This is a genomic window from Streptococcus sp. LMAG:39 (assembly GCF_008680485.1).
GTDB lineage: Bacteria > Bacillota > Bacilli > Lactobacillales > Streptococcaceae > Streptococcus > Streptococcus pasteurianus.
The window spans coordinates 1470759-1489583 of sequence record NZ_NALE01000001.1; the positions used below are offsets into that span (position 1 = coordinate 1470759).

General features: G+C 38.1%; 21 protein-coding genes, 1 tRNA gene and 1 rRNA gene. 17 read left to right on the forward strand and 6 right to left on the reverse strand.

Annotation, left to right across the window (positions count from 1 at the left end; genetic code table 11):
- The first annotated feature begins 27 nt into the window (after positions 1-27).
- The 3 genes from rrf to CCC20_RS07520 all read left to right on the forward strand — a co-directional run bounded on the left by rrf (position 28) and on the right by CCC20_RS07520 (position 867).
- Positions 28-143, forward strand: a 5S ribosomal RNA gene (gene rrf / locus CCC20_RS07510).
- 5 nt (positions 144-148) lie between these two features.
- Positions 149-222 (forward strand) — tRNA-Asn (locus CCC20_RS07515).
- Positions 223-381: 159 nt separating this feature from the next.
- Positions 382-867 carry a sigma-70 RNA polymerase sigma factor region 4 domain-containing protein gene (locus CCC20_RS07520; protein ID WP_043910355.1) on the forward strand — a complete coding sequence of 162 codons (486 nt, stop codon included), beginning with the start codon at positions 382-384 and terminating at the stop codon, positions 865-867.
- Positions 868-1745: 878 nt separating this feature from the next.
- Here the strand turns inward: CCC20_RS07520 and CCC20_RS07525 are convergent.
- The 3 genes from CCC20_RS07525 to CCC20_RS07535 form a co-directional block, all read right to left on the reverse strand.
- Positions 1746-2009 (reverse strand): hypothetical protein, encoded by a 264-nt coding sequence (locus CCC20_RS07525; RefSeq protein ID WP_117479781.1) that lies wholly within the window; start codon positions 2007-2009, stop codon positions 1746-1748.
- A 247-nt stretch (positions 2010-2256) separates the two neighbouring features.
- Positions 2257-2397, reverse strand: coding sequence for a hypothetical protein (locus CCC20_RS07530; protein WP_013851467.1), 141 nt, complete (start codon positions 2395-2397; stop codon positions 2257-2259).
- A gap of 332 nt (positions 2398-2729) precedes the next feature.
- A complete protein-coding gene (locus CCC20_RS07535) occupies positions 2730-4091 on the reverse strand; it encodes an aspartate kinase (RefSeq protein ID WP_058692740.1) in 1362 nt (453 codons plus the stop codon).
- Between the two features lie 94 nt (positions 4092-4185).
- On the opposite strand from CCC20_RS07535, the gene CCC20_RS07540 reads away from it, so the two are divergent.
- The 14 genes from CCC20_RS07540 to CCC20_RS07605 all read left to right on the forward strand — a co-directional run bounded on the left by CCC20_RS07540 (position 4186) and on the right by CCC20_RS07605 (position 15790).
- Positions 4186-4836 carry an HAD family hydrolase gene (locus CCC20_RS07540; protein WP_003063332.1) on the forward strand — a complete coding sequence of 217 codons (651 nt, stop codon included), beginning with the start codon at positions 4186-4188 and terminating at the stop codon, positions 4834-4836.
- Positions 4837-5031: 195 nt separating this feature from the next.
- On the forward strand, positions 5032-5820 hold the full coding sequence (locus CCC20_RS07545) for an enoyl-CoA hydratase (protein WP_003063335.1): 789 nt from the start codon (positions 5032-5034) through the stop codon (positions 5818-5820).
- 115 nt (positions 5821-5935) lie between these two features.
- Positions 5936-6370 carry a fatty acid biosynthesis transcriptional regulator FabT gene (fabT, locus tag CCC20_RS07550; RefSeq protein ID WP_012961424.1) on the forward strand — a complete coding sequence of 145 codons (435 nt, stop codon included), beginning with the start codon at positions 5936-5938 and terminating at the stop codon, positions 6368-6370.
- Between the two features lie 2 nt (positions 6371-6372).
- Positions 6373-7347, forward strand: a complete 975-nt coding sequence (locus CCC20_RS07555; RefSeq protein WP_058692741.1) for a beta-ketoacyl-ACP synthase III — start codon at positions 6373-6375, stop codon at positions 7345-7347.
- Positions 7348-7409: 62 nt separating this feature from the next.
- A complete protein-coding gene (locus CCC20_RS07560; RefSeq protein ID WP_003063346.1) occupies positions 7410-7634 on the forward strand; it encodes an acyl carrier protein in 225 nt (74 codons plus the stop codon).
- Positions 7635-7796: 162 nt separating this feature from the next.
- Positions 7797-8753: an enoyl-[acyl-carrier-protein] reductase FabK gene (gene fabK, locus CCC20_RS07565; RefSeq protein WP_003063349.1), complete on the forward strand. Its 957-nt coding sequence runs from the start codon at positions 7797-7799 to the stop codon at positions 8751-8753.
- A gap of 59 nt (positions 8754-8812) precedes the next feature.
- A complete protein-coding gene (fabD, locus tag CCC20_RS07570) occupies positions 8813-9733 on the forward strand; it encodes an ACP S-malonyltransferase (RefSeq protein ID WP_117575807.1) in 921 nt (306 codons plus the stop codon).
- Positions 9734-9742: 9 nt separating this feature from the next.
- Positions 9743-10477: a 3-oxoacyl-[acyl-carrier-protein] reductase gene (gene fabG, locus CCC20_RS07575; RefSeq protein ID WP_003063353.1), complete on the forward strand. Its 735-nt coding sequence runs from the start codon at positions 9743-9745 to the stop codon at positions 10475-10477.
- 62 nt (positions 10478-10539) lie between these two features.
- Positions 10540-11772: a beta-ketoacyl-ACP synthase II gene (gene fabF, locus CCC20_RS07580; RefSeq protein WP_117575806.1), complete on the forward strand. Its 1233-nt coding sequence runs from the start codon at positions 10540-10542 to the stop codon at positions 11770-11772.
- A 2-nt stretch (positions 11773-11774) separates the two neighbouring features.
- The gene (accB, locus tag CCC20_RS07585; RefSeq protein ID WP_043878624.1) at positions 11775-12260 is read left to right on the forward strand and encodes an acetyl-CoA carboxylase biotin carboxyl carrier protein; all 486 of its coding nucleotides are present in this window, start codon (positions 11775-11777) and stop codon (positions 12258-12260) included.
- The gene (fabZ, locus tag CCC20_RS07590; RefSeq protein WP_009853419.1) at positions 12257-12679 is read left to right on the forward strand and encodes a 3-hydroxyacyl-ACP dehydratase FabZ; all 423 of its coding nucleotides are present in this window, start codon (positions 12257-12259) and stop codon (positions 12677-12679) included. The genes accB and fabZ overlap by 4 nt, the downstream gene beginning before the upstream one ends.
- 95 nt (positions 12680-12774) lie before the next feature.
- A complete protein-coding gene (gene accC / locus CCC20_RS07595; protein ID WP_285395077.1) occupies positions 12775-14145 on the forward strand; it encodes an acetyl-CoA carboxylase biotin carboxylase subunit in 1371 nt (456 codons plus the stop codon).
- A gap of 8 nt (positions 14146-14153) precedes the next feature.
- Positions 14154-15020: an acetyl-CoA carboxylase, carboxyltransferase subunit beta gene (accD, locus tag CCC20_RS07600; RefSeq protein ID WP_013851474.1), complete on the forward strand. Its 867-nt coding sequence runs from the start codon at positions 14154-14156 to the stop codon at positions 15018-15020.
- Complete coding sequence (locus CCC20_RS07605) at positions 15017-15790, forward strand: acetyl-CoA carboxylase carboxyl transferase subunit alpha (protein ID WP_003063365.1); 774 nt, start codon at positions 15017-15019, stop codon at positions 15788-15790. The genes accD and CCC20_RS07605 overlap by 4 nt, the downstream gene beginning before the upstream one ends.
- Positions 15791-15923: 133 nt before the next feature.
- Here the strand turns inward: CCC20_RS07605 and serS are convergent, their stop codons facing one another.
- From serS to CCC20_RS07620, 3 genes are all read right to left on the reverse strand, one after another.
- Positions 15924-17201 (reverse strand): serine--tRNA ligase, encoded by a 1278-nt coding sequence (gene serS / locus CCC20_RS07610; RefSeq protein ID WP_013851475.1) that lies wholly within the window; start codon positions 17199-17201, stop codon positions 15924-15926.
- 251 nt (positions 17202-17452) lie between these two features.
- A complete protein-coding gene (locus CCC20_RS07615) occupies positions 17453-17824 on the reverse strand; it encodes a DUF956 family protein (protein WP_003063369.1) in 372 nt (123 codons plus the stop codon).
- 76 nt (positions 17825-17900) lie between these two features.
- Entirely contained in the window at positions 17901-18812 is a 912-nt protein-coding gene (locus CCC20_RS07620; protein WP_003063371.1) for a PTS system mannose/fructose/sorbose family transporter subunit IID, read from the reverse strand.
- Between the last annotated feature and the right edge of the window lie 13 nt (positions 18813-18825).

The following is an 18825-nucleotide window of genomic DNA, read 5'->3' on the forward strand; positions in this document are numbered from 1 at the left end:
CAATTTTGATTGGATAATCAATCAGAGTTAAGTGATGATAGCCTAGGAGATACACCTGTTCCCATGCCGAACACAGCAGTTAAGCCCTAGAACGCCTGAAGTAGTTGGGGGTTGCCCCCTGTTAGATATGGTAGTCGCTTAGCTTTTATCCGCCATAGCTCAGTTGGTAGTAGCGCATGACTGTTAATCATGATGTCGTAGGTTCGAGTCCTACTGGCGGAGTAAGAAAAACGGTAGTGACAGTTCTAGGCTGTTGCTTTTTTATGTTACTTCATAGTTTTTTGACCATGACAAAAATGTCATGGTCTTTTTGTACTTTTCTTTTTATAATGGTGATACCTTTTAAGTAGGGAAATTAAGTTCTAAGGAGATTTGAAAATGATGGAAGCATTTGAAGCCTATTTTGAAAAAGTTAAACCGATTGTACTTAAATTGCGTCGTCACTATTTTGTTAAATTGTGGGACTACGATGATTGGTTACAAGAGGGACGGGTGGTTCTTTTCCGCCTTTTACAAGAAAAGCCAGACGTGTTGCAGGATGAGTTGTCCCTTTATTCTTATTTTAAAACAAAGTTTTCCAACTATCTCAAGGATGTGATTCGTCATCAGGAAAGCCTGAAACGCAAGTTTAATCAGCTACCATATGAGGAAATTAGTGATGTGGGGCATTGTTTAGCACAAACAAGTTTTCTGGATCTGGCGGATTATGTGGCTTATCAGGAGCGGCTGCAAGCGGTTGAGCAGCGACTGGGAATAGAGGCACGAGAGAAATTGGCGAAGGTGATGCGTGGGGAACGCTTTGAGGGAAAAAAGGCTTTTCTAGCCCAGATTGAGCCCTTCTTTAACGAGTTTAAAAATAATTTCTAAATATTGAAAACATTATTTGGAGAGTACAAGGCTATAGAATAATATAGATGCAAAAAGAGCCTGAGATAAAAAGGATTGAGAACTAAAAAATAGAGAGTCACCTTTTGTATGAGTCTCTATTTTTTAGTTCTCTTCGTGTTTCTGTTGTATTTAAGGTGGTTATTGGGCGTAAGCCCCAATCCTATATTAATGGTTATTTGTTTTTTTGCTCTCAGGTTACAAACATTGTAACCTGAGAGCCTTTATCTGGCTGAAGACCAGTTTCACATTACCTTTGTGTTGTGCGAAAATCTGACTGCTTTCTTCAGATAGAAATGCTTGACTTTCTTGGTATTTCAACTCTTGATAGCTGCCATTGACATAAATAGCTTTTTGAGGGAAACATTTGGTTGTAAACTACGATATTGATTTCTTGTTCAAAACCTGTTGCTGTTTTCCTAATCTAGGTGTGTGAAAATGGATGCTCCTAGCCATCAGGAGATTTGTAAATTCACCTGCCTCAGCGATAATCCTTTTAAAACATGCGGATAGGTTTCTAAAAATGAAAATGGGGTTTTGGTATCAGTTGGATTTTAAAAATACTATAATGGAGAACAAATTGATTTTCTGTGTTAATTTGAAGATTGTCGCTTGCTTTGAGTTAATCATTTAGTAAAAAAGTCCCAACCCCATATTGTTTTCTTTTATCTGCATAAAGGTAGAGTTTGTATCGGTCTTCGAAAAACTACTGTGTTCTACAAACGTTTCTTGATGCTGTTCATATTTTAAAAAATCATTCGTCAGTTTTCGATGTTTCACTTTATGGCTGTCTTTCCCTTTTGCAAAGTGTTTCGTATCGTTTCTTGAAGTTTAAGAGAGAAGTTAGCAATAGATTTCTTCTAAACAAAGCCATATTTATTAGTGTTAGCTTCAATGTTAATGTAGTTTAGAGCATTAGGAATTTCTTGTGATTGGTAGCTTGCTCCATTGGCAGCAAACAAATTGTTCAAAGGATAGTCTTTTTCTGAACCAGAATTATCACCAGTACTGCTAGCATCAGTTGAGCTATTCTTTTTGGCATAGTTAATGAGTGTTGAAACTGTCATAAAGTTTGTTTGTTGAACGGCTAATAAATCCGAAACTCTCGCTTGATGAGTAGTCATTATCAGCATTATTATCCCAAAGGACACACAAAAAGTCAATGCTAGTAGCTGAGCCATGTACTCTTTTGCCCAACGCATTCGTCTGTATTGTTGAAATCTGAGGCCCCCAATTTACTGATAGTAATTGGAGCATTTTTTCGCTTTGAATCTTTGTAAAGTCATTCATGATGATGTTTAGAGTATCTAGATTACAGCTACTGTATTTGTTATTACCGTGGTCTTTGTGGCTTTCGCTGCTATCTATTGTTCATGAATATAATTCATAGGTATGGACAGAAATGGCGATATTTCCATTGTTGTTAGGAATGTCAAGATGATTTAGCGCTTCGTAATTAAATGAACGTGTTGTTAAGTTGGTTAATATAATCAAATGAATATCAATCTTCATTTCCCCCTTTTACAGAGGAGTTGTAAGTTTGTTTTGGAACGTTCATTCTTTCAAAAATTAATTATCAAAGGTAACTGAAAGCTGTTTCCAAAAGTTTTTGAGTTTTGTTTTTGTGGTAACAAGGTTTGAATCCCTAATTTGTAAAATTAAGTTAGACATAAAAAGTTATCTTATCACAAATAAGCTTGTTATAATAGAGGCTTATGTAAAAAATGGCAACTCTGTTTCTGATATTGCCAAGAACCTGGACCGTCATATCATTGCTACGGAATAGGTTTATCATAAAAAATAAAACTCTGAGATTTTATTGTCTCAGAGTTTCGTGTGTAGAATTAGTCTTGGTCTCCTATGAAGAAAGCATTATATAAAGAGCGGACGGCTTGTTTTTCTTGTTCTGTTTGGGTTACAAACATGACAGAAACTTCACTTGAACCTTGAGAAATCATTTCAAGGTTGATGTGTTTATCTGAAAGAGCCTTGGTTGCTGTAGCAGTTACCCCGATATGGTTTTTCATGTCTTCACCAACAATCATGATGATTGAAAGATTGTGCTCGATATCAACTTCATCAACACCTAACTCTCGTGTGAGGTAAGAGATAATTTCTTGTTCTTTGATTGGTGTTAATTCGCGTTCACGGACGATAACTGACATATCATCGATACCTGTAGGCATGTGTTCCCAACGGATATTGAGGTCTTCTAAAATTTGGAGGACTTTTCGACCAAATCCGACTTCGCGGTTCATGAGGTATTTAGACATGTTGATACTTGCGAAGTTATCATCTGCAGCGATACCGATGACAGGAATTGTAGGTCCGCTGTGTTTTAAAGTAATACGTGTCCCTGGATGGTCAGGATTATTAGTATTTTTGATGACAAGTGGAATTTTACCACGGTAAGCAGGAATCAACGCTTCGTCATGTAGGACAGAGAACCCTGCATAGGCAAGCTCACGCATTTCTCTATATGTCAACTCTTTAATAGTGTGAGGTTTATGGACAACGCCTGGGTGGGCTGCAAAAATACCATTAACATCAGTAAAGTTTTCATATAAATCAGCTTTAACACCAGCGGCAACGATAGAACCTGAAATATCTGACCCACCACGTGAGAAGGTACAAATTTGCCCATCAGTTGTTACACCAAAGAAGCCAGGGATAACAAGGACCTCTTCAGAATCACGTAATTCTTCAAGTTTGTCATAACTTGACGGAAGAATACGAGCGTTTCCTGGTTCACTAGATACGATGATTCCAGCCTCTCTAGGGTGAACATAACGAGCAGCAATACCGTTTTTACGGAAGTATTCCGCAACGAGTTTTGCGTTATTGTCCTCACCAGCTGCTAGGAAAGTATCATAAAGAAAATCATTTCCGTCGATAGGAAGAGTTGCAAGATTTGTAATGGCACCAGCAATTTTGCTCACGATAGAAGAGTTTAAACCGAGTTCGTCTGCCATAGCTTGATAACGATTGATAATCCATTCTTGCGCAGCAGTAACGTCATCGCCAGCTGTATATGTTTTATAGTATTTAATAAGGGCGTCTGTTACCTTGGTATCTTCAGCGTTACGCTTACCTGGGGCAGATACAACGACAAAGCGTCGTTCTGAGTCTGATTTAACAATGTTCAATACTTTTTTGAGTTGCTCAGCAGAAGCGAGCGAGCTACCACCAAATTTGATTACTTTCATGAACTTCTCCAAAATATAAATTTGTAAACAATTATAGCAAAATTCTGAAAATTTGTCAGTAGTTTTTAAAAGAAAAAGATAGTATAATGAAAGAATGGAAAATTTTAATGCTATTATTTTTGATATGGACGGTGTATTATTTGATACAGAGACTTTTTATTATCATAGACGTGAAAAATTTTTAGCTGAAAGAGGAATTAGTATAAAGCATTTACCACTTAGTTTTTTTATCGGTGGAAACATGAAACAAATTTGGCGAGATATTTTACGTGATGATTATGAAAATTGGGATATTCACCAATTGCAAGAAGAATATACAACTTATAAGCATAATCACCCACTTCCTTATAAGGACTTAATTTTTGCAGATACTTTTGAAGTGATTAAGAAGCTTTATGATAATGGTTATCGTTTGGGCTTAGCATCAAGTTCAACAAAACATGATATTTTAAAGGCTTTAGACGATACAAAGATGAGAGAGTACTTCTCAGTTATTTTATCGGGGGAAGAGTTTCCAAAAGGAAAACCTCATCCAGCTATTTATCAGGAAGCTGCTCGGCAATTAAGAACGAATCAGGATAATATTTTGGTTATTGAGGATAGTGAAAAAGGCATTCAAGCAGGTATTTCTGCTGACTTACATGTCTGGGCAATTGAGGATAAGTTATTTGGAATGAACCAAAGCAAGGCAAATCGATTGGTTGACAATTTGACACAGATTTTTGAAGCACTTGTTGAAAAGTAGTGGAAAGTTAGCAATTATCGCTAGTTTTCCACTTTTTTAATACAATTATTTGATTATTGAATTATTTATATATCAAATTATTTTGTGAAATAAGCAGTTTTTACTTGATAAAAAAAGAAATAATATGCTAAAATAGCATTTGCTAAATAGTTAAATCATCAAACTATTTTTGTCCTATTTATTGGAGGTAAATAGATGTCTTTTAATAATGTTATTTATGAAAAGGGCGAAGTGGCAACTTTAACCTTGAATCGTCCTGATATTTCAAACGGTTTTAATATCCCGACATGTCAAGAGATTCTTGAGGTTTTAGGTAACGTTAAATCAGAGGATTCTGTCAAGATTTTGGTTATTAAGGCAGTTGGAAAAGTTTTTTCAATTGGCGGTGATTTGGCAGAAATGCAACGTGCTGTAGAATCTGACAATGTTGAATCATTGGTTGAAATTGCTAGTTTGGTTAATAAAATTTCATTTGTAATGAAAAAATTACCAAAACCAATTATTATGAGTGTAGATGGTGCGGTTGCGGGAGCAGCTGCAAATATGGCTGTCGCTGCAGATTTTGTTGTTGCTAGTGAAAAAGCTAAATTTATTCAAGCTTTTGTTGGTATAGGTCTTGCGCCAGATGCTGGAGGGCTTTTCTTAATGAGTCGTGCAATTGGTACAACTCGTGCCATTCAATTGGCAATGACTGGGGAAGGTTTAAATGCCCAAAAAGCGCTTGAATATGGCATTGTTTACCGACTATGTGAATCTGAAAAGCTTGAAAGAACAACAAATCAACTTACAAAACGTTTGTTACGAGGCGCAGCAAATTCTTACCGAGCGATTAAAGAAATGTCATGGAAGGCATCTTTTGAAGGCTGGGAAGATTATACATCACTTGAATTGCAACTTCAAGAAGAACTAGCATTTAAAGAAGACTTTAAAGAGGGCGTCCGTGCTTTTACTGAAAAACGTCGTCCAAAATTTTCAGGAAAATAATGTAAGAGAATGATTTGATTTTAAAATTATTGAATGAAAGATTCTTAAATATCTTGCAAAATGTTTTGATGTTTGATATACTTTGACTGTCAAAGTTTATTTAGGAGGTGAGGTCTTGGATTATAATCGAATCAATGAATACCTTGTTGATATTTTTAATCGTGTTCAAGTCATTGAAGAGACAAGTCTAAGAACAAGTCAGTTCAATGATGTTTCATTAAAAGAAATGCATACCATTGAGATTATTGGTAAAAATTCTAATGTTACTCCAAGTGATATTGCTCGTGAGTTGATGTTAACGCTCGGAACAATAACCACTAGCCTGAATAAACTTGAGGCAAAAGGTTATATTGAAAGACGACGTTCAAAATTGGATCGCCGTGTTGTTCACTTAACTTTGACAAAAAAAGGAAGATTACTAGACAGACTTCATCATAAATTCCACAAAAATATGGTTATCCATATTGCGGAAGATATGAATGAAGAGGAATTTGAAGCCTTGGCTCAAGGGTTGAAGAATCTTCATAAGTTTCTTGAGGAGTTAATGTAATAATGGTATTTGCAAGAATTGCTCAGGCAGCAGCTTATGCCCCTGGACAAGTGATTACAAACGATGATTTGTCGGCAATTATGGATACTAGTGATGAGTGGATTTCATCACGTACTGGTATCAGAAGACGGCACATCACCCGAAATGAAACAACTAGCGATTTGGGGACACAAGTTGCCAAGCAACTGATTTCTAAAGCTGGTTTATCGGCTGAAGATATTGACTTCATCATTGTTGCAACGATAACCCCTGATAGTTTAATGCCTTCTACTGCGGCACGTATTCAAGCGAATGTTGGTGCGGTTAATGCCTTTGCAATGGATTTGACAGCAGCATGTAGTGGTTTTGTATTTGCTTTGGCAACTGCGGATAAATTCATCCAGTCAGGTATGTACAAAAGAGGAATTGTGATTGGTGCTGAGACTTTGTCAAAAACGTTAGACTGGTCTGAACGTAGCAGTTCAGTTTTATTTGGAGATGGTGCTGGTGGTGTCTTGATTGAGGCTTCCGAAACAAAACATTTCTTAGCAGAATCACTACACACAGACGGCAGTCGTGGGTTTAGTTTAACTTCAGGGAAGGTTGGCTTGTCTTCGCCATTTTCAGAAGAAGAAACTGATGATAAATTCTTAAAAATGGATGGTAGAGCAATTTTTGATTTTGCAATCCGTGACGTTTCTAAGAGTATCAAGGCTTTAATTGAAGCTTCTGATGTGGCAGCTGAAGATTTGGATTATTTGTTTTTACACCAAGCTAATATCCGTATTTTAGATAAAATTGCTAAAAAAATTGGTGTTGATGTAGATAAACTTCCAGCTAACATGATGGAATATGGAAATACCAGTGCAGCAAGTGTTCCGATTCTTTTATCTGAGTATGTTGATAAAGGATACATTAAATTAGACGGTTCACAAACAGTTCTTTTCTCTGCTTTTGGTGGAGGTTTGACATGGGGCAGTCTAATTGTTAAAATCTAGTTACAAACTTGTGTATAAGCACAAGATAAAATTTTTATTTATATTTATAAGGAGAAATAATCATGGCAGTATTTGAAAAAGTACAAGAAATTATCGTTGAAGAACTTGGTAAAGAGACAGATGAAGTAAAATTGGAAACTACTTTCGATGAACTTGATGCTGATTCACTTGATGTTTTCCAAGTTATTTCAGAAATCGAAGATGAATTCGACATCCAAATTGAAACTGAAGAAGGTCTTAATACTGTAGGTGACTTGGTTGCTTACGTTGAAGAAAAAACAAAATAATAGCATGGCTGGAGTTGGTGCTAAAAACTAACTCCACTATATTTAGTAGGAAGGGTTGTGGGATATGTAACTAAGACATTAGTGCTTATCTTACTCCCTCTCTTCTTATTATGATAGTTTGACTATCAAATTATTGTTTTATAAAGACTAAGAAGGTTTAATATGAAAACACGTATAACAGAATTATTAAATATAAAATATCCAATTTTTCAAGGAGGAATGGCATGGGTTGCTGACGGCGACTTAGCTGGTGCTGTTTCTAATGCTGGTGGCTTAGGTATTATCGGTGGTGGCAATGCCCCAAAGGAAGTTGTTAAAGCTAATATCGATAAAGTTAAAAAAATTACAGACAAACCTTTTGGTGTCAATATTATGCTTTTATCACCATTTGTTGATGATATTGTAGATTTAGTCATTGAAGAAGGTGTAAAAGTTGTCACAACAGGTGCTGGTAACCCTGGTAAATACATGGAACGTTTCCATGAAGCAGGTATTACAGTTATTCCGGTTGTTCCAAGTGTTGCTCTTGCAAAACGTATGGAAAAATTAGGTGCTGATGCGGTTATCGCAGAAGGTATGGAAGCTGGTGGGCACATTGGTAAATTGACAACAATGACACTTGTTCGTCAAGTTGTGGATGCGGTAAATATTCCTGTTATCGGTGCTGGTGGTGTTGGCGACGGACGTGGTGCTGCAGCAATCTTTATGCTTGGTGCGGAAGCTATTCAAGTTGGAACACGCTTTGCAGTTTCTAAAGAATCTAATGCACATCAAAATTTTAAAGATAAAATCTTAAAAGCAAAAGATATTGATACAGTTATTTCAGCGTCAGTTGTTGGACACCCAGTTCGTGCTATCAAAAATAAATTAACAACATCATATGCCCATGCTGAAAAAGATTTTCTAGCTGGACGTAAGACGGCAGAAGATATTGAAGTGCTTGGTGCCGGTGCTTTACGTAATGCGGTTGTTGACGGTGATGTTGTTACTGGTTCAGTTATGGCCGGTCAGATTGCAGGGCTTATTCGTAAAGAAGAAACTTGTGAAGAAATTTTAAAAGACCTTTACTATGGTGCTCAAAAAATCATCTTAGAAGAAGCTGAACGTTGGTCTGATTAGTAATAAAGACTAAAAAAATTAATATAAGATAAATCAATTTTCCCGCTTAGGAGGATTTAATGACAAAAATAGCCTTTTTATTTGCCGGTCAAGGGGCTCAAAAGCTTGGAATGGCAAATGATTTATATGGAAAATATCCTATTGTTAGAGAAACTTTTGAACAAGCTAGTAGTATTCTCGGATATGATATTCATGAATTAATTAACAATGAAGAAGATAAACTCAACCAAACTCGCTATACTCAACCAGCGATTTTGACAACTTCGGTTGCTATTTTCCGCTTGTTACAAGAAAAGGGATATCGTCCTGATATGGTGGCTGGTCTTTCTCTTGGTGAATATTCTGCTTTGGTGGCTTCAGGTGCTTTAAGTTTTGAAGATGCCGTTGCGCTTGTTGCGAAGCGCGGTGAATTTATGGAAACAGCAGCGCCAGCTGGTACTGGAAAAATGGTTGCTGTCATGAATACAGAGGCTTCATTGATTGAAGAAATTTGTCAAAAGGCTTCTAGCAAGGGAATTGTAACACCTGCTAACTACAATACACCTGCACAAATCGTTATCGGTGGAGAAATAGAAGCCGTTAACTATGCCGTTGAGTTGCTAAAAGAAGCAGGTGTAAAACGCTTGATTCCTTTGAAAGTTTCAGGGCCTTTCCATACTGCTTTACTACAATCTGCTAGTGAACGTTTGGTAGATGTTCTTGATAAAGTGACGTTTTCTGAATTTCAAGTTCCTTTAATTGGCAATACAGAAGCAAAAGTTATGGACCGTGCTGATATTAAATCTTTACTTGCTAGACAAGTTAAAGAGTCTGTTCGTTTTTATGATTCTATCGAAACAATGCGTGAGCTTGGAATGACAGAAGTTATCGAAATTGGTCCTGGTAAAGTTTTGAGCGGATTTCTTCGTAAAATCGATAAGGCTATTCCAGTCTCAACGGTTGAAGATGAAGTTAGTTTAGAAGCTTTTCTAGAAAAATAGGAGAAAATCATGGAAATCAAAGATAAAAATGTTTTCGTAACGGGTTCAACTCGTGGAATTGGTTTAGCTATCGCACGCCAATTTGCTAGTCTTGGTGCTAATATTGTCCTTAATGGGCGTTCTGAAATTTCGCAAGATTTGATTGATAGCTTTAAAGACTATCACGTTAAAGTAATTGCTATTTCAGGTGATGTGTCAAATTTTGATGATGCTAAGCGTATGGTTGATGAAGCTATCAATGAGCTTGGTTCTGTTGATGTTTTAGTTAATAACGCGGGTATTACCAATGATAAATTAATGCTAAAAATGTCAGAAGCTGATTTTGAGTCTGTGCTTAAAGTTAATTTGACTGGTGCGTTTAACATGACACAATCAGTCTTAAAACCGATGACACGTGCTCGTCAAGGTGCTATCATTAACCTATCAAGTGTTGTTGGTTTGACTGGTAACGTTGGACAAGCTAACTACGCTGCTTCAAAAGCTGGTTTGATTGGTTTTACGAAATCAGTTGCTCGTGAAGTAGCTGCACGCGGTGTTCGTGTCAATGCTATTGCCCCTGGTTTTATTGAATCAGATATGACTGATGCGATTCCTGAAAAAATGCAAGAAGCAATTTTAGCGGGAATTCCAATGAAACGCATTGGTAAAGCTGAAGAGGTGGCTTCTATTGCTAGTTTCTTAGCACAGCAAGATTACTTGACAGGTCAAGTGATAGCTATTGACGGTGGTATGACAATGCAATAATCGGTTGCTTTGTCTTAATGATTTTAATTAGAATTGAAAATTTCTCTTCAAAGGAGATAAAAATGACATTAAATAGAGTTGTAGTTACAGGTTACGGTTTAACATCCCCTATTGGCAATACACCCGAAGAATTTTGGAATAATCTTCACGACGGTAAAATTGGTATTGGACCAATCACTAAATTTGATAATTCTGAAATTCCTGTTCACAATGCTGGTGAAATTCACGATTTTCCATTTGATAAATATTTTGTTCGCAAAGATAAAAATCGTATGGACCAATATTCACTTTATGCGATTTATGCGACTTTAGAGGCTCTTGAAAATGCAAAACTTGATATGGACACTGTTGATCGTGACCGTACAGGTGTTATCGTGTCATCTGGTATCGGTGGTTTGCAAGAAATGCAGGAGCAAATTATTCGTATGCACGAAAAGGGAATCAAACGTATTCAACCAATGTTCATTCCAAAAGCTTTGTCAAATATGGCTGCAGGAAACATTGCTTTGCGTATTGGTGCTCGTGGTGTATGTAAATCAATCACAACAGCTTGTGCCTCATCTAATGATGCAATCGGTGAAGCTTTCCGCGAAATTAAATTTGGTTATCACGATGTTATCTTAGCTGGTGGTGCTGAATCAGCAATCAATGAAATCGGTATTGGTGGTTTCAATGCTCTGACTGCCCTCTCAACAACAGAAGACCCAGCTCGCTCTGCTATTCCATTTGATAAAGACCGTAACGGTTTTGTGATGGGTGAAGGTGCAGGTGTCCTTGTTCTTGAAAGCCTTGAACACGCTCAAAAACGTGGTGCAACAATCCTTGCTGAAGTTGTTGGTTATGGTAGCAACTGTGATGCTTATCACCAAACAACACCAACACCAGACGGTTCTGGTGCGGCTAAAGCGATTAAATTGGCTATTAAAGAAGCAGGTATTTCTCCAGAAGATGTGGACTATGTCAATGCACACGGTACTTCTACACAAGCCAATGAAAAAGGCGAAAGCAAAGCTATCGTAACAGTTCTTGGTAAAGATGTTCCAGTTTCTTCAACAAAATCATTTACTGGTCACCTTCTTGGTGCTGCTGGTGCTGTTGAAGCTGTTGCTACTATCGAAGCACTTCGTCATAACTACATTCCAATGACAGCTGGTACATGTGAGTTGTCAGAAGATATTGAAGCCAATGTCGTTTATGGACAAGGTCAAGAAGCAGAGCTAGAATATGCTATTTCAAATACATTTGGCTTTGGTGGACACAATGCTGTTTTAGCATTTAAACGTTGGGAGGCGTAATGGTGAATATTTCAGAAGTAAAAGATTTGATGGCACAATTTGACCAATCAAGTTTACGTGAATTTTCATTTAAAACAGGTGAAGCTGAATTGACATTTAGCAAAAATGAATACACTTCACCAGTAGTACCACAACAAGCTAGTCAAGCTCCTGCTGCGGCACCAGTTGAAGTAGCAGCAACTGCTCCCGTAGCCCCTGCGCAAGCAGCAAGCGATTCTGAAGAAACAGTTGTTGATACTGATATTTTTGCTGAAGGTGATGAAGTAACAAGTCCGCTTGTTGGTGTGGCTTATCTTGCTCCAGCTCCTGATAAACCAGCCTTTGTTTCAGTTGGAGATTCTGTTAAAAAAGGTCAAACATTGTTGATTATTGAGGCAATGAAAGTGATGAATGAAATTCCAGCTCCAAACGATGGTATTGTCACAGAAATTATGGTAAATAACGAAGATGTTGTTGAATTTGGACAAGGATTGGTACGTATTAAATGATTGATATTAAACAAATTCGTGAAGCTTTGCCACACCGTTACCCAATGCTTTTGGTTGACCGTGTGCTTGAAGTGAGTGACGATGAAATTGTTGCAATTAAAAATGTGACAATCAATGAGCCGTTTTTCAATGGTCATTTTCCAGAATATCCAGTAATGCCAGGCGTTCTTATTATGGAGGCTCTTGCGCAAACTGCTGGTGTTTTGGAACTTTCAAAAGAAGAAAATAAAGGGAAACTAGTTTTCTACGCTGGAATGGATAAAGTTCGCTTCAAGAAACAAGTTGTTCCAGGTGACCAATTGGTGATGACAGCAAAATTTGTCAAACGTCGTGGTACAATTGCTGTAGTTGAAGCAAAAGCAGAAGTTGACGGGAAATTAGCAGCTTCTGGCACATTGACATTTGCTATTGGCAGTTAAGAAGAATAGTAGTTTAACGTAAACTGTGACAACATAAAGAATTTTGACAAGGGTTGCAAAGATGCAATTCCTGATAGGAGGATAAAAGCAGACGTATGTTTAAAAAATTATTAATTGCCAATCGTGGTGAGATTGCGGTGCGTATTATTCGTGCAGCGCGTGAATTGGGAATCAATACGGTAGCTGTCTATTCTGAAGCGGATAAAAATTCTTTGCATACAATTTTGGCTGATGAAGCAATCTGTATCGGTCCAGCTCGTTCAACGGATTCTTATCTTAATATGAATGCTGTCTTGTCAGCTGCTATTGTGACAGGAGCGCAAGCCATTCATCCAGGTTTTGGTTTCTTAAGTGAAAATTCAAAATTTGCTACCATGTGTGAAGAAATGCACATCAAATTTATCGGTCCTAGTGCTGAAATCATGGATAAAATGGGTGATAAAATCAATGCTCGTGCTGAAATGATTGCTGCAAACGTACCTGTTATTCCTGGTTCTGACGGTGAGGTATTTACTGCAGAGGAAGCACTTGAAGTGGCTGATAGGCTTGGTTATCCTGTTATGCTAAAAGCTTCTGCTGGTGGCGGTGGTAAAGGAATTCGGAAAGTCGAATCTGCAGAAGAACTTGTACCTGCCTTTGAATCAGCTTCACAAGAAGCTTTGGCGGCTTTCGGTAACGGTGCTATGTACATCGAAAAAGTCATCTATCCAGCTCGACATATTGAAGTTCAAATTTTAGGTGATTCTCATGACAATGTCGTTCATCTTGGTGAACGTGACTGCTCTCTTCAGCGTAATAACCAAAAAGTTTTAGAAGAAAGTCCATCAGTTGCTATTGGTAAAACCTTGCGTGCTCAAATTGGCGATGCCGCTATTCGTGCCGCAAAAGCAGTTCGCTATGAAAATGCAGGTACGATTGAATTCTTGCTTGACGAGAAAACATCAGAATTTTACTTTATGGAAATGAACACACGTGTTCAGGTAGAACACCCTGTCACTGAGTTTGTTACTGGTGTTGATATTGTTAAGGAACAAATTCGTATTGCAGCAGGTCAACCATTATCTGTGACACAAGATGATATTACAATCACAGGTCATGCAATTGAATGTCGTATTAACGCTGAAAATCCGAAATTCAATTTTGCACCAAGTCCTGGTAAAATTACAGATTTGTATTTGCCAAGTGGTGGTGTTGGATTGCGTGTCGATTCAGCTGTTTACAATGGTTATAGTATTCCACCTTATTATGACAGTATGATTGCTAAAATTATTGTTCATGGTGAAAATCGATTTGATGCTCTGATGAAAATGCAGCGTGCCCTTTATGAGTTAGAAATTGAAGGTATTACCACAAATGCAGAATTCCAAATGGATTTAATTTCAGATGGGCATGTCATCGCTGGAGACTACGATACGTCATTCTTGATGGAGACTTTCTTGCCAAATTATAATAAAGAAAATGATTAGGAGATTTCATGGCTTTATTTAGTAAAAAAGATAAATACATTCGAATTACTCCCAATAATTCCCTAAGCCAATCAGCGCCTCGTGAAGTACCAGAGGTACCTGATGAATTGTTTGCAAAGTGCCCAGCTTGTAAGCATATGATTTATCAAAAGGATTTAGGAGTGGCAAAAATTTGTCCAGCTTGTTCTTATAATTTTCGAATTTCTGCCAAAGAGCGCTTAGCTATTACCGTAGATGAAGGAAGTTTTGAGGAACTCTTTACTGGGCTACAAACGCAAGACCCTCTTAAATTCCCAGGTTACCAAGACAAATTAGCAAAAATACGTGAAAAAACTGGACTTGATGAAGCTGTTTTGACTGGTAAGGCTTTGATAAAGGGGCAAAAAGTGGCGCTTGCCATTATGGATTCAAACTTTATCATGGCATCAATGGGAACAGTTGTTGGTGAGAAAATAACACGCTTATTCGAATTAGCAATTGGAGAAAAACTACCTGTTGTCATTTTCACAGCATCAGGTGGTGCTCGTATGCAAGAAGGTATTATGAGCTTGATGCAAATGGCAAAAATTTCAGCTGCTGTTAAGCGTCATTCTGAAGCTGGTCTGTTTTATTTAACGATTTTGACCGACCCTACAACGGGTGGTGTGACAGCAAGTTTTGCTATGGAAGGTGATATTATTATTGCTGAACCACAAGCTTTAGTCGGCTTTGCTGGACGACGTGTTATTGAAACGACTGTTCGAGAAAATTTGCCTGAGGATTTTCAAAAGGCAGAATTCCTTTTGGAACATGGTTTTGTTGATGCGATTGTTAAACGCACGGAAATGCCAGATGCTATTGCCAAATTAGTTGCGTTTCATGGAGGTGCTAAATGAGTAGTGATGTATCAAGAATATTGAAAGAAGCGCGTGATCAAGGACGTTTGACAACCTTGGAATACGCTGAACTCATTTTTGATGATTTCATGGAACTTCATGGCGATCGTCATTTTGCTGATGACGGTGCTGTTGTTGGCGGTATCGCACGCCTAGATGGTCGTCCTGTGACAGTTATTGGTATTCAAAAAGGAAAAAATTTACAAGAGAATCTCAAACGCAATTTTGGTCAACCAAATCCAGAAGGTTACCGTAAAGCATTACGTTTGATGAAACAAGCTGAAAAATTCGGTCGTCCTGTCGTTACGTTTATCAATACAGCGGGAGCCTATCCTGGTGTTGGTGCTGAAGAACGTGGACAAGGGGAAGCCATTGCACGCAATCTACTTGAAATGAGCGACCTTAAAGTGCCAATTATCGCTATTATCATTGGTGAGGGGGGCTCTGGTGGTGCTCTTGCACTCGCTGTGGCTGATAAGGTTTGGATGCTCGAACACAGCATGTATGCGATTTTGAGTCCAGAAGGCTTTGCCTCTATTCTTTGGAAAGATGGCTCTCGTGCGACAGAAGCCGCTGAATTGATGAAAATCACAGCTGGTGAGCTTTATAATATGGGAGTAGTTGATAGAGTTATTCCCGAACATGGCTATTTTTCAAGTGAAATTGTTGAAATGATTAAAACAAACCTAATCACTGAATTAGATGAGCTTAGTCAACTACCATTGGAAAAACTCCTTGAAAGTCGTTATCAACGTTTTAGAAAATATTAAAAAATCCCACTTGTGCTAGCCTCAAATCCTGAAAAATTTCTTGGTTTGAGGATGGTTCAAGGGGATTTTTATTGTATTCTGGTTTCTTTAGTAAAAAAACACCTGCTAGTCAATTGGCTAGCAGGAAATTTTTTTATTTAGGTGAGATAACTTCAGCTCCACCCATGTATGGACGAAGAACTTCTGGAATTGTTACAGAACCATCTTCGTTTTGGTAGTTTTCAAGGATTGCAGCGACTGTACGTCCAACGGCAAGACCTGAACCGTTAAGTGTGTGAAGAAGTTTAACTTTGCCATCTGCTTCGTCACGGTAACGGATTTGAGCACGACGTGCTTGGAAATCTTCTGTGTTTGAACAACTTGAGATTTCACGGTAAGTATTTTGTGCTGGAATCCAAACTTCTAAATCATAAGTTTTAGCAGCTGAGAATCCCATATCGCCAGTACAAAGTGTGATAACACGGTATGGCAAACCAAGTTTTTGAAGAATGTTTTCAGCGTTAGCCACCATTTTTTCCAATTCGTCGTATGATGTTTCTGGTTTAGAGAATTTCACCATTTCAACTTTGTGGAATTGGTGAAGACGAATCAAACCACGTGTGTCACGACCAGCTGAACCAGCTTCTGAACGGAACGATGGGCTCATTGCTGTGAAGTAAACTGGAAGTTCTTTACCGTCAAGGATTTCACCACGGTAGTAGTTTGTAAGTGGCACTTCCGCAGTTGGGATAAGAACATAGTCAGAGTCAGCTAATTCAAATGTGTCCTCTTTGAATTTTGGATATTGACCAGTACCAAACATTGAGTCATGGTTGACCATGTAAGGTGGGATAACTTCTGTGTAACCCTCTTTAGCGTGTTCATCCAACATAAAGTTGTAGATAGCACGTTCTAGGCGAGCACCAAGTCCTTTGTAGAAAAGGAAGCGAGAGCCAGTAACTTTGGCACCACGTTCCCAGTCAAGAATGCCAAGGTCTTCACCAAGATCCCAGTGAGCTTTGATGTCAAAGTCAAAGTCACGAGGTGTTCCCCAACGGCGAACTTCTACGTTTTCATCTTCGTCAGCACCGACAGGAACATCAGCGGCTGGGATATTTGGAAGTGTAGTTGTGAATTCGGCTAATTTGTCATCGATTTCAGCTAATTCGGCATCATTAGCTTTGATATCTGCTGATAATTTTTGCATTGCTGCAATTTGTTCAGAAGCGTCTTCTTTGTTGCGTTTTGCTTGAGCGATAGCGGCAGATGCTGTGTTGCGTTCAGCCTTAGCTGATTCAGATTTGACAAGCAATTCACGGCGTTTGTCGTCAAGTTCTTTTAATTCAACTAATTTTTCAGCAGCAACGCCACGTGTTGCTAATTTTTTAGCGACTTCGTCAAAATCGTTACGAATACGTTTGATGTCTAACATAGTTTTCCTCCAGTGATCTTCAGCGTTCATATGGCTAAATAAAGCTCAGATGAACAAAAAGCACAGCATGTAAACTTGCTGGAGCGCAATCGCGCGGTTCCATCCAGCTTCACATCCTGTGCACTTAATTTTCTATTTTTAAATGATATAACGGTAGAATTTCGGAATTATCACTCTATCTGCTCACAGCAACCGCAGACTTTCTGAAAGAGATCCACTCTTACTTATCCGTACTCTTTATTATACTAGATTTATTTCCTTTTGACAAATCTTGATAGTCTTTTAATAATGATTTGAACCAAGGTTAGCATACGGATAACTTTGTCGTTTCCGATATGTTGGCGAGCTACTTTTAGAATCTTTCCTGAATCTTTTGAGGCAAAAAGAAATTTACCTTTGTCAGTAAAGACTTCAAAGTGACGGCTGACTTTATTGCGAGAAACATTTGCTCCGATTTTTTCAATATTTTCCCAAGGAATTTGAATGTAATCTTCAACATTAGCATCGCTGTAAAATTCTAAGCCTTTATTGCCTAAAAGAAATTTGCCTACTTTTCCCCCCATACCGAGGTAAGAAACACCAGTAGTCGTTAATTCTACCGTAGAATTAATTGATTGTGCCATGTCATCTCCTCTGATAAGCTTTTAGTCTATTATAACATAATAAAAAAAGAAGGACCGAAATCCTTCCTTTCTTTTATTACATGATTCCGAAGAAGCGAGCGATGATACCAACGATGAACAATCCAATGATGATTGTGATTGGTGAAACTTTTTTCTTAAGCAACCACATACAGAAGAATGTGAGAAGAAGCCCCATCAAACCAGGAATCAATGAGTCTAATTGACCTTGAAGTGTATTAGTTTGTGTAGAAGTCAAGCTAAGTCCGCTAGCGACATCGCCAAGAATACCTTGAAGTTCAGTACCTGTTACGTTTCCTTTAGGGAATTCAATGTAAGCACCTTCTGACAATTGAGTTGCAGGAAGATTTACAGTAAATGTAATTGATACCCAACGTTCAACCAAGACAGCAAGGATGAACATACCAAGGATTGAAGCACCTTTAGTAATTTTTTGGATAATACCACCTGAAAGGTCTTTAGTGATTTCAGAACCAGCTTTGTAACCAAGCTCTTGAGTGTACCACAAGAATGCCATACGAATGATGTTCCATCCAAAGAAGAATAGGAGTGGACCAACAATGTTACCTGCCATAGCAAGTGAAGCACCAAGGGCACCAAGGATAGGACGAACAGTAAACCAGAAGACTGGGTCACCGACACCAGCAAGAGGTCCCATCATACCGATTTTAACCCCTTGGATAGCTGTGTCATCAATTTCAGCACCATTTGCGCGTTCTTCTTCAAGGGCAAGAGTTACACCGATGATTGGAGCAGCAACGTATGGGTGAGTATTGAAGAATTCCAAGTGACGTTCAAGAGCAGCGGCTCGGTCTTCTTTCGATGTATAAAGTTTTTTGATGGCAGGGATTAAAGCATATGCCCAACCTAAGTTTTGCATACGTTCGTAGTTCCAAGAACCTTGAAGGAAAGTTGAACGCCACCAAACTTTTTGACGATCAGATTTTGATAATTGAAGTTTTTCAGTCATGTTTGTGCCCCTT

Excerpts from the sequence above, each read along its gene's own strand:
- serS (WP_013851475.1), bottom strand. The coding sequence starts at position 17,201 with ATGTTAGACATCAAACGTATTCGTAACGATTTTGACGAAGTCGCTAAA.
- fabF (WP_117575806.1), top strand. The coding sequence starts at position 10,540 with ATGACATTAAATAGAGTTGTAGTTACAGGTTACGGTTTAACATCCCCT.
- CCC20_RS07525 (WP_117479781.1), bottom strand. The coding sequence starts at position 2,009 with ATGACTACTCATCAAGCGAGAGTTTCGGATTTATTAGCCGTTCAACAA.
- fabG (WP_003063353.1), top strand. The coding sequence starts at position 9,743 with ATGGAAATCAAAGATAAAAATGTTTTCGTAACGGGTTCAACTCGTGGA.
- CCC20_RS07520 (WP_043910355.1), top strand. The coding sequence starts at position 382 with ATGGAAGCATTTGAAGCCTATTTTGAAAAAGTTAAACCGATTGTACTT.
- fabD (WP_117575807.1), top strand. The coding sequence starts at position 8,813 with ATGACAAAAATAGCCTTTTTATTTGCCGGTCAAGGGGCTCAAAAGCTT.
- CCC20_RS07605 (WP_003063365.1), top strand. The coding sequence starts at position 15,017 with ATGAGTAGTGATGTATCAAGAATATTGAAAGAAGCGCGTGATCAAGGA.
- CCC20_RS07560 (WP_003063346.1), top strand. The coding sequence starts at position 7,410 with ATGGCAGTATTTGAAAAAGTACAAGAAATTATCGTTGAAGAACTTGGT.
- CCC20_RS07555 (WP_058692741.1), top strand. The coding sequence starts at position 6,373 with ATGGTATTTGCAAGAATTGCTCAGGCAGCAGCTTATGCCCCTGGACAA.
- accC (WP_285395077.1), top strand. The coding sequence starts at position 12,775 with ATGTTTAAAAAATTATTAATTGCCAATCGTGGTGAGATTGCGGTGCGT.
- CCC20_RS07615 (WP_003063369.1), bottom strand. The coding sequence starts at position 17,824 with ATGGCACAATCAATTAATTCTACGGTAGAATTAACGACTACTGGTGTT.
- CCC20_RS07540 (WP_003063332.1), top strand. The coding sequence starts at position 4,186 with ATGGAAAATTTTAATGCTATTATTTTTGATATGGACGGTGTATTATTT.
- accD (WP_013851474.1), top strand. The coding sequence starts at position 14,154 with ATGGCTTTATTTAGTAAAAAAGATAAATACATTCGAATTACTCCCAAT.
- fabK (WP_003063349.1), top strand. The coding sequence starts at position 7,797 with ATGAAAACACGTATAACAGAATTATTAAATATAAAATATCCAATTTTT.
- fabZ (WP_009853419.1), top strand. The coding sequence starts at position 12,257 with ATGATTGATATTAAACAAATTCGTGAAGCTTTGCCACACCGTTACCCA.
- CCC20_RS07620 (WP_003063371.1), bottom strand. The coding sequence starts at position 18,812 with ATGACTGAAAAACTTCAATTATCAAAATCTGATCGTCAAAAAGTTTGG.
- CCC20_RS07535 (WP_058692740.1), bottom strand. The coding sequence starts at position 4,091 with ATGAAAGTAATCAAATTTGGTGGTAGCTCGCTCGCTTCTGCTGAGCAA.
- CCC20_RS07530 (WP_013851467.1), bottom strand. The coding sequence starts at position 2,397 with ATGAAGATTGATATTCATTTGATTATATTAACCAACTTAACAACACGT.
- CCC20_RS07545 (WP_003063335.1), top strand. The coding sequence starts at position 5,032 with ATGTCTTTTAATAATGTTATTTATGAAAAGGGCGAAGTGGCAACTTTA.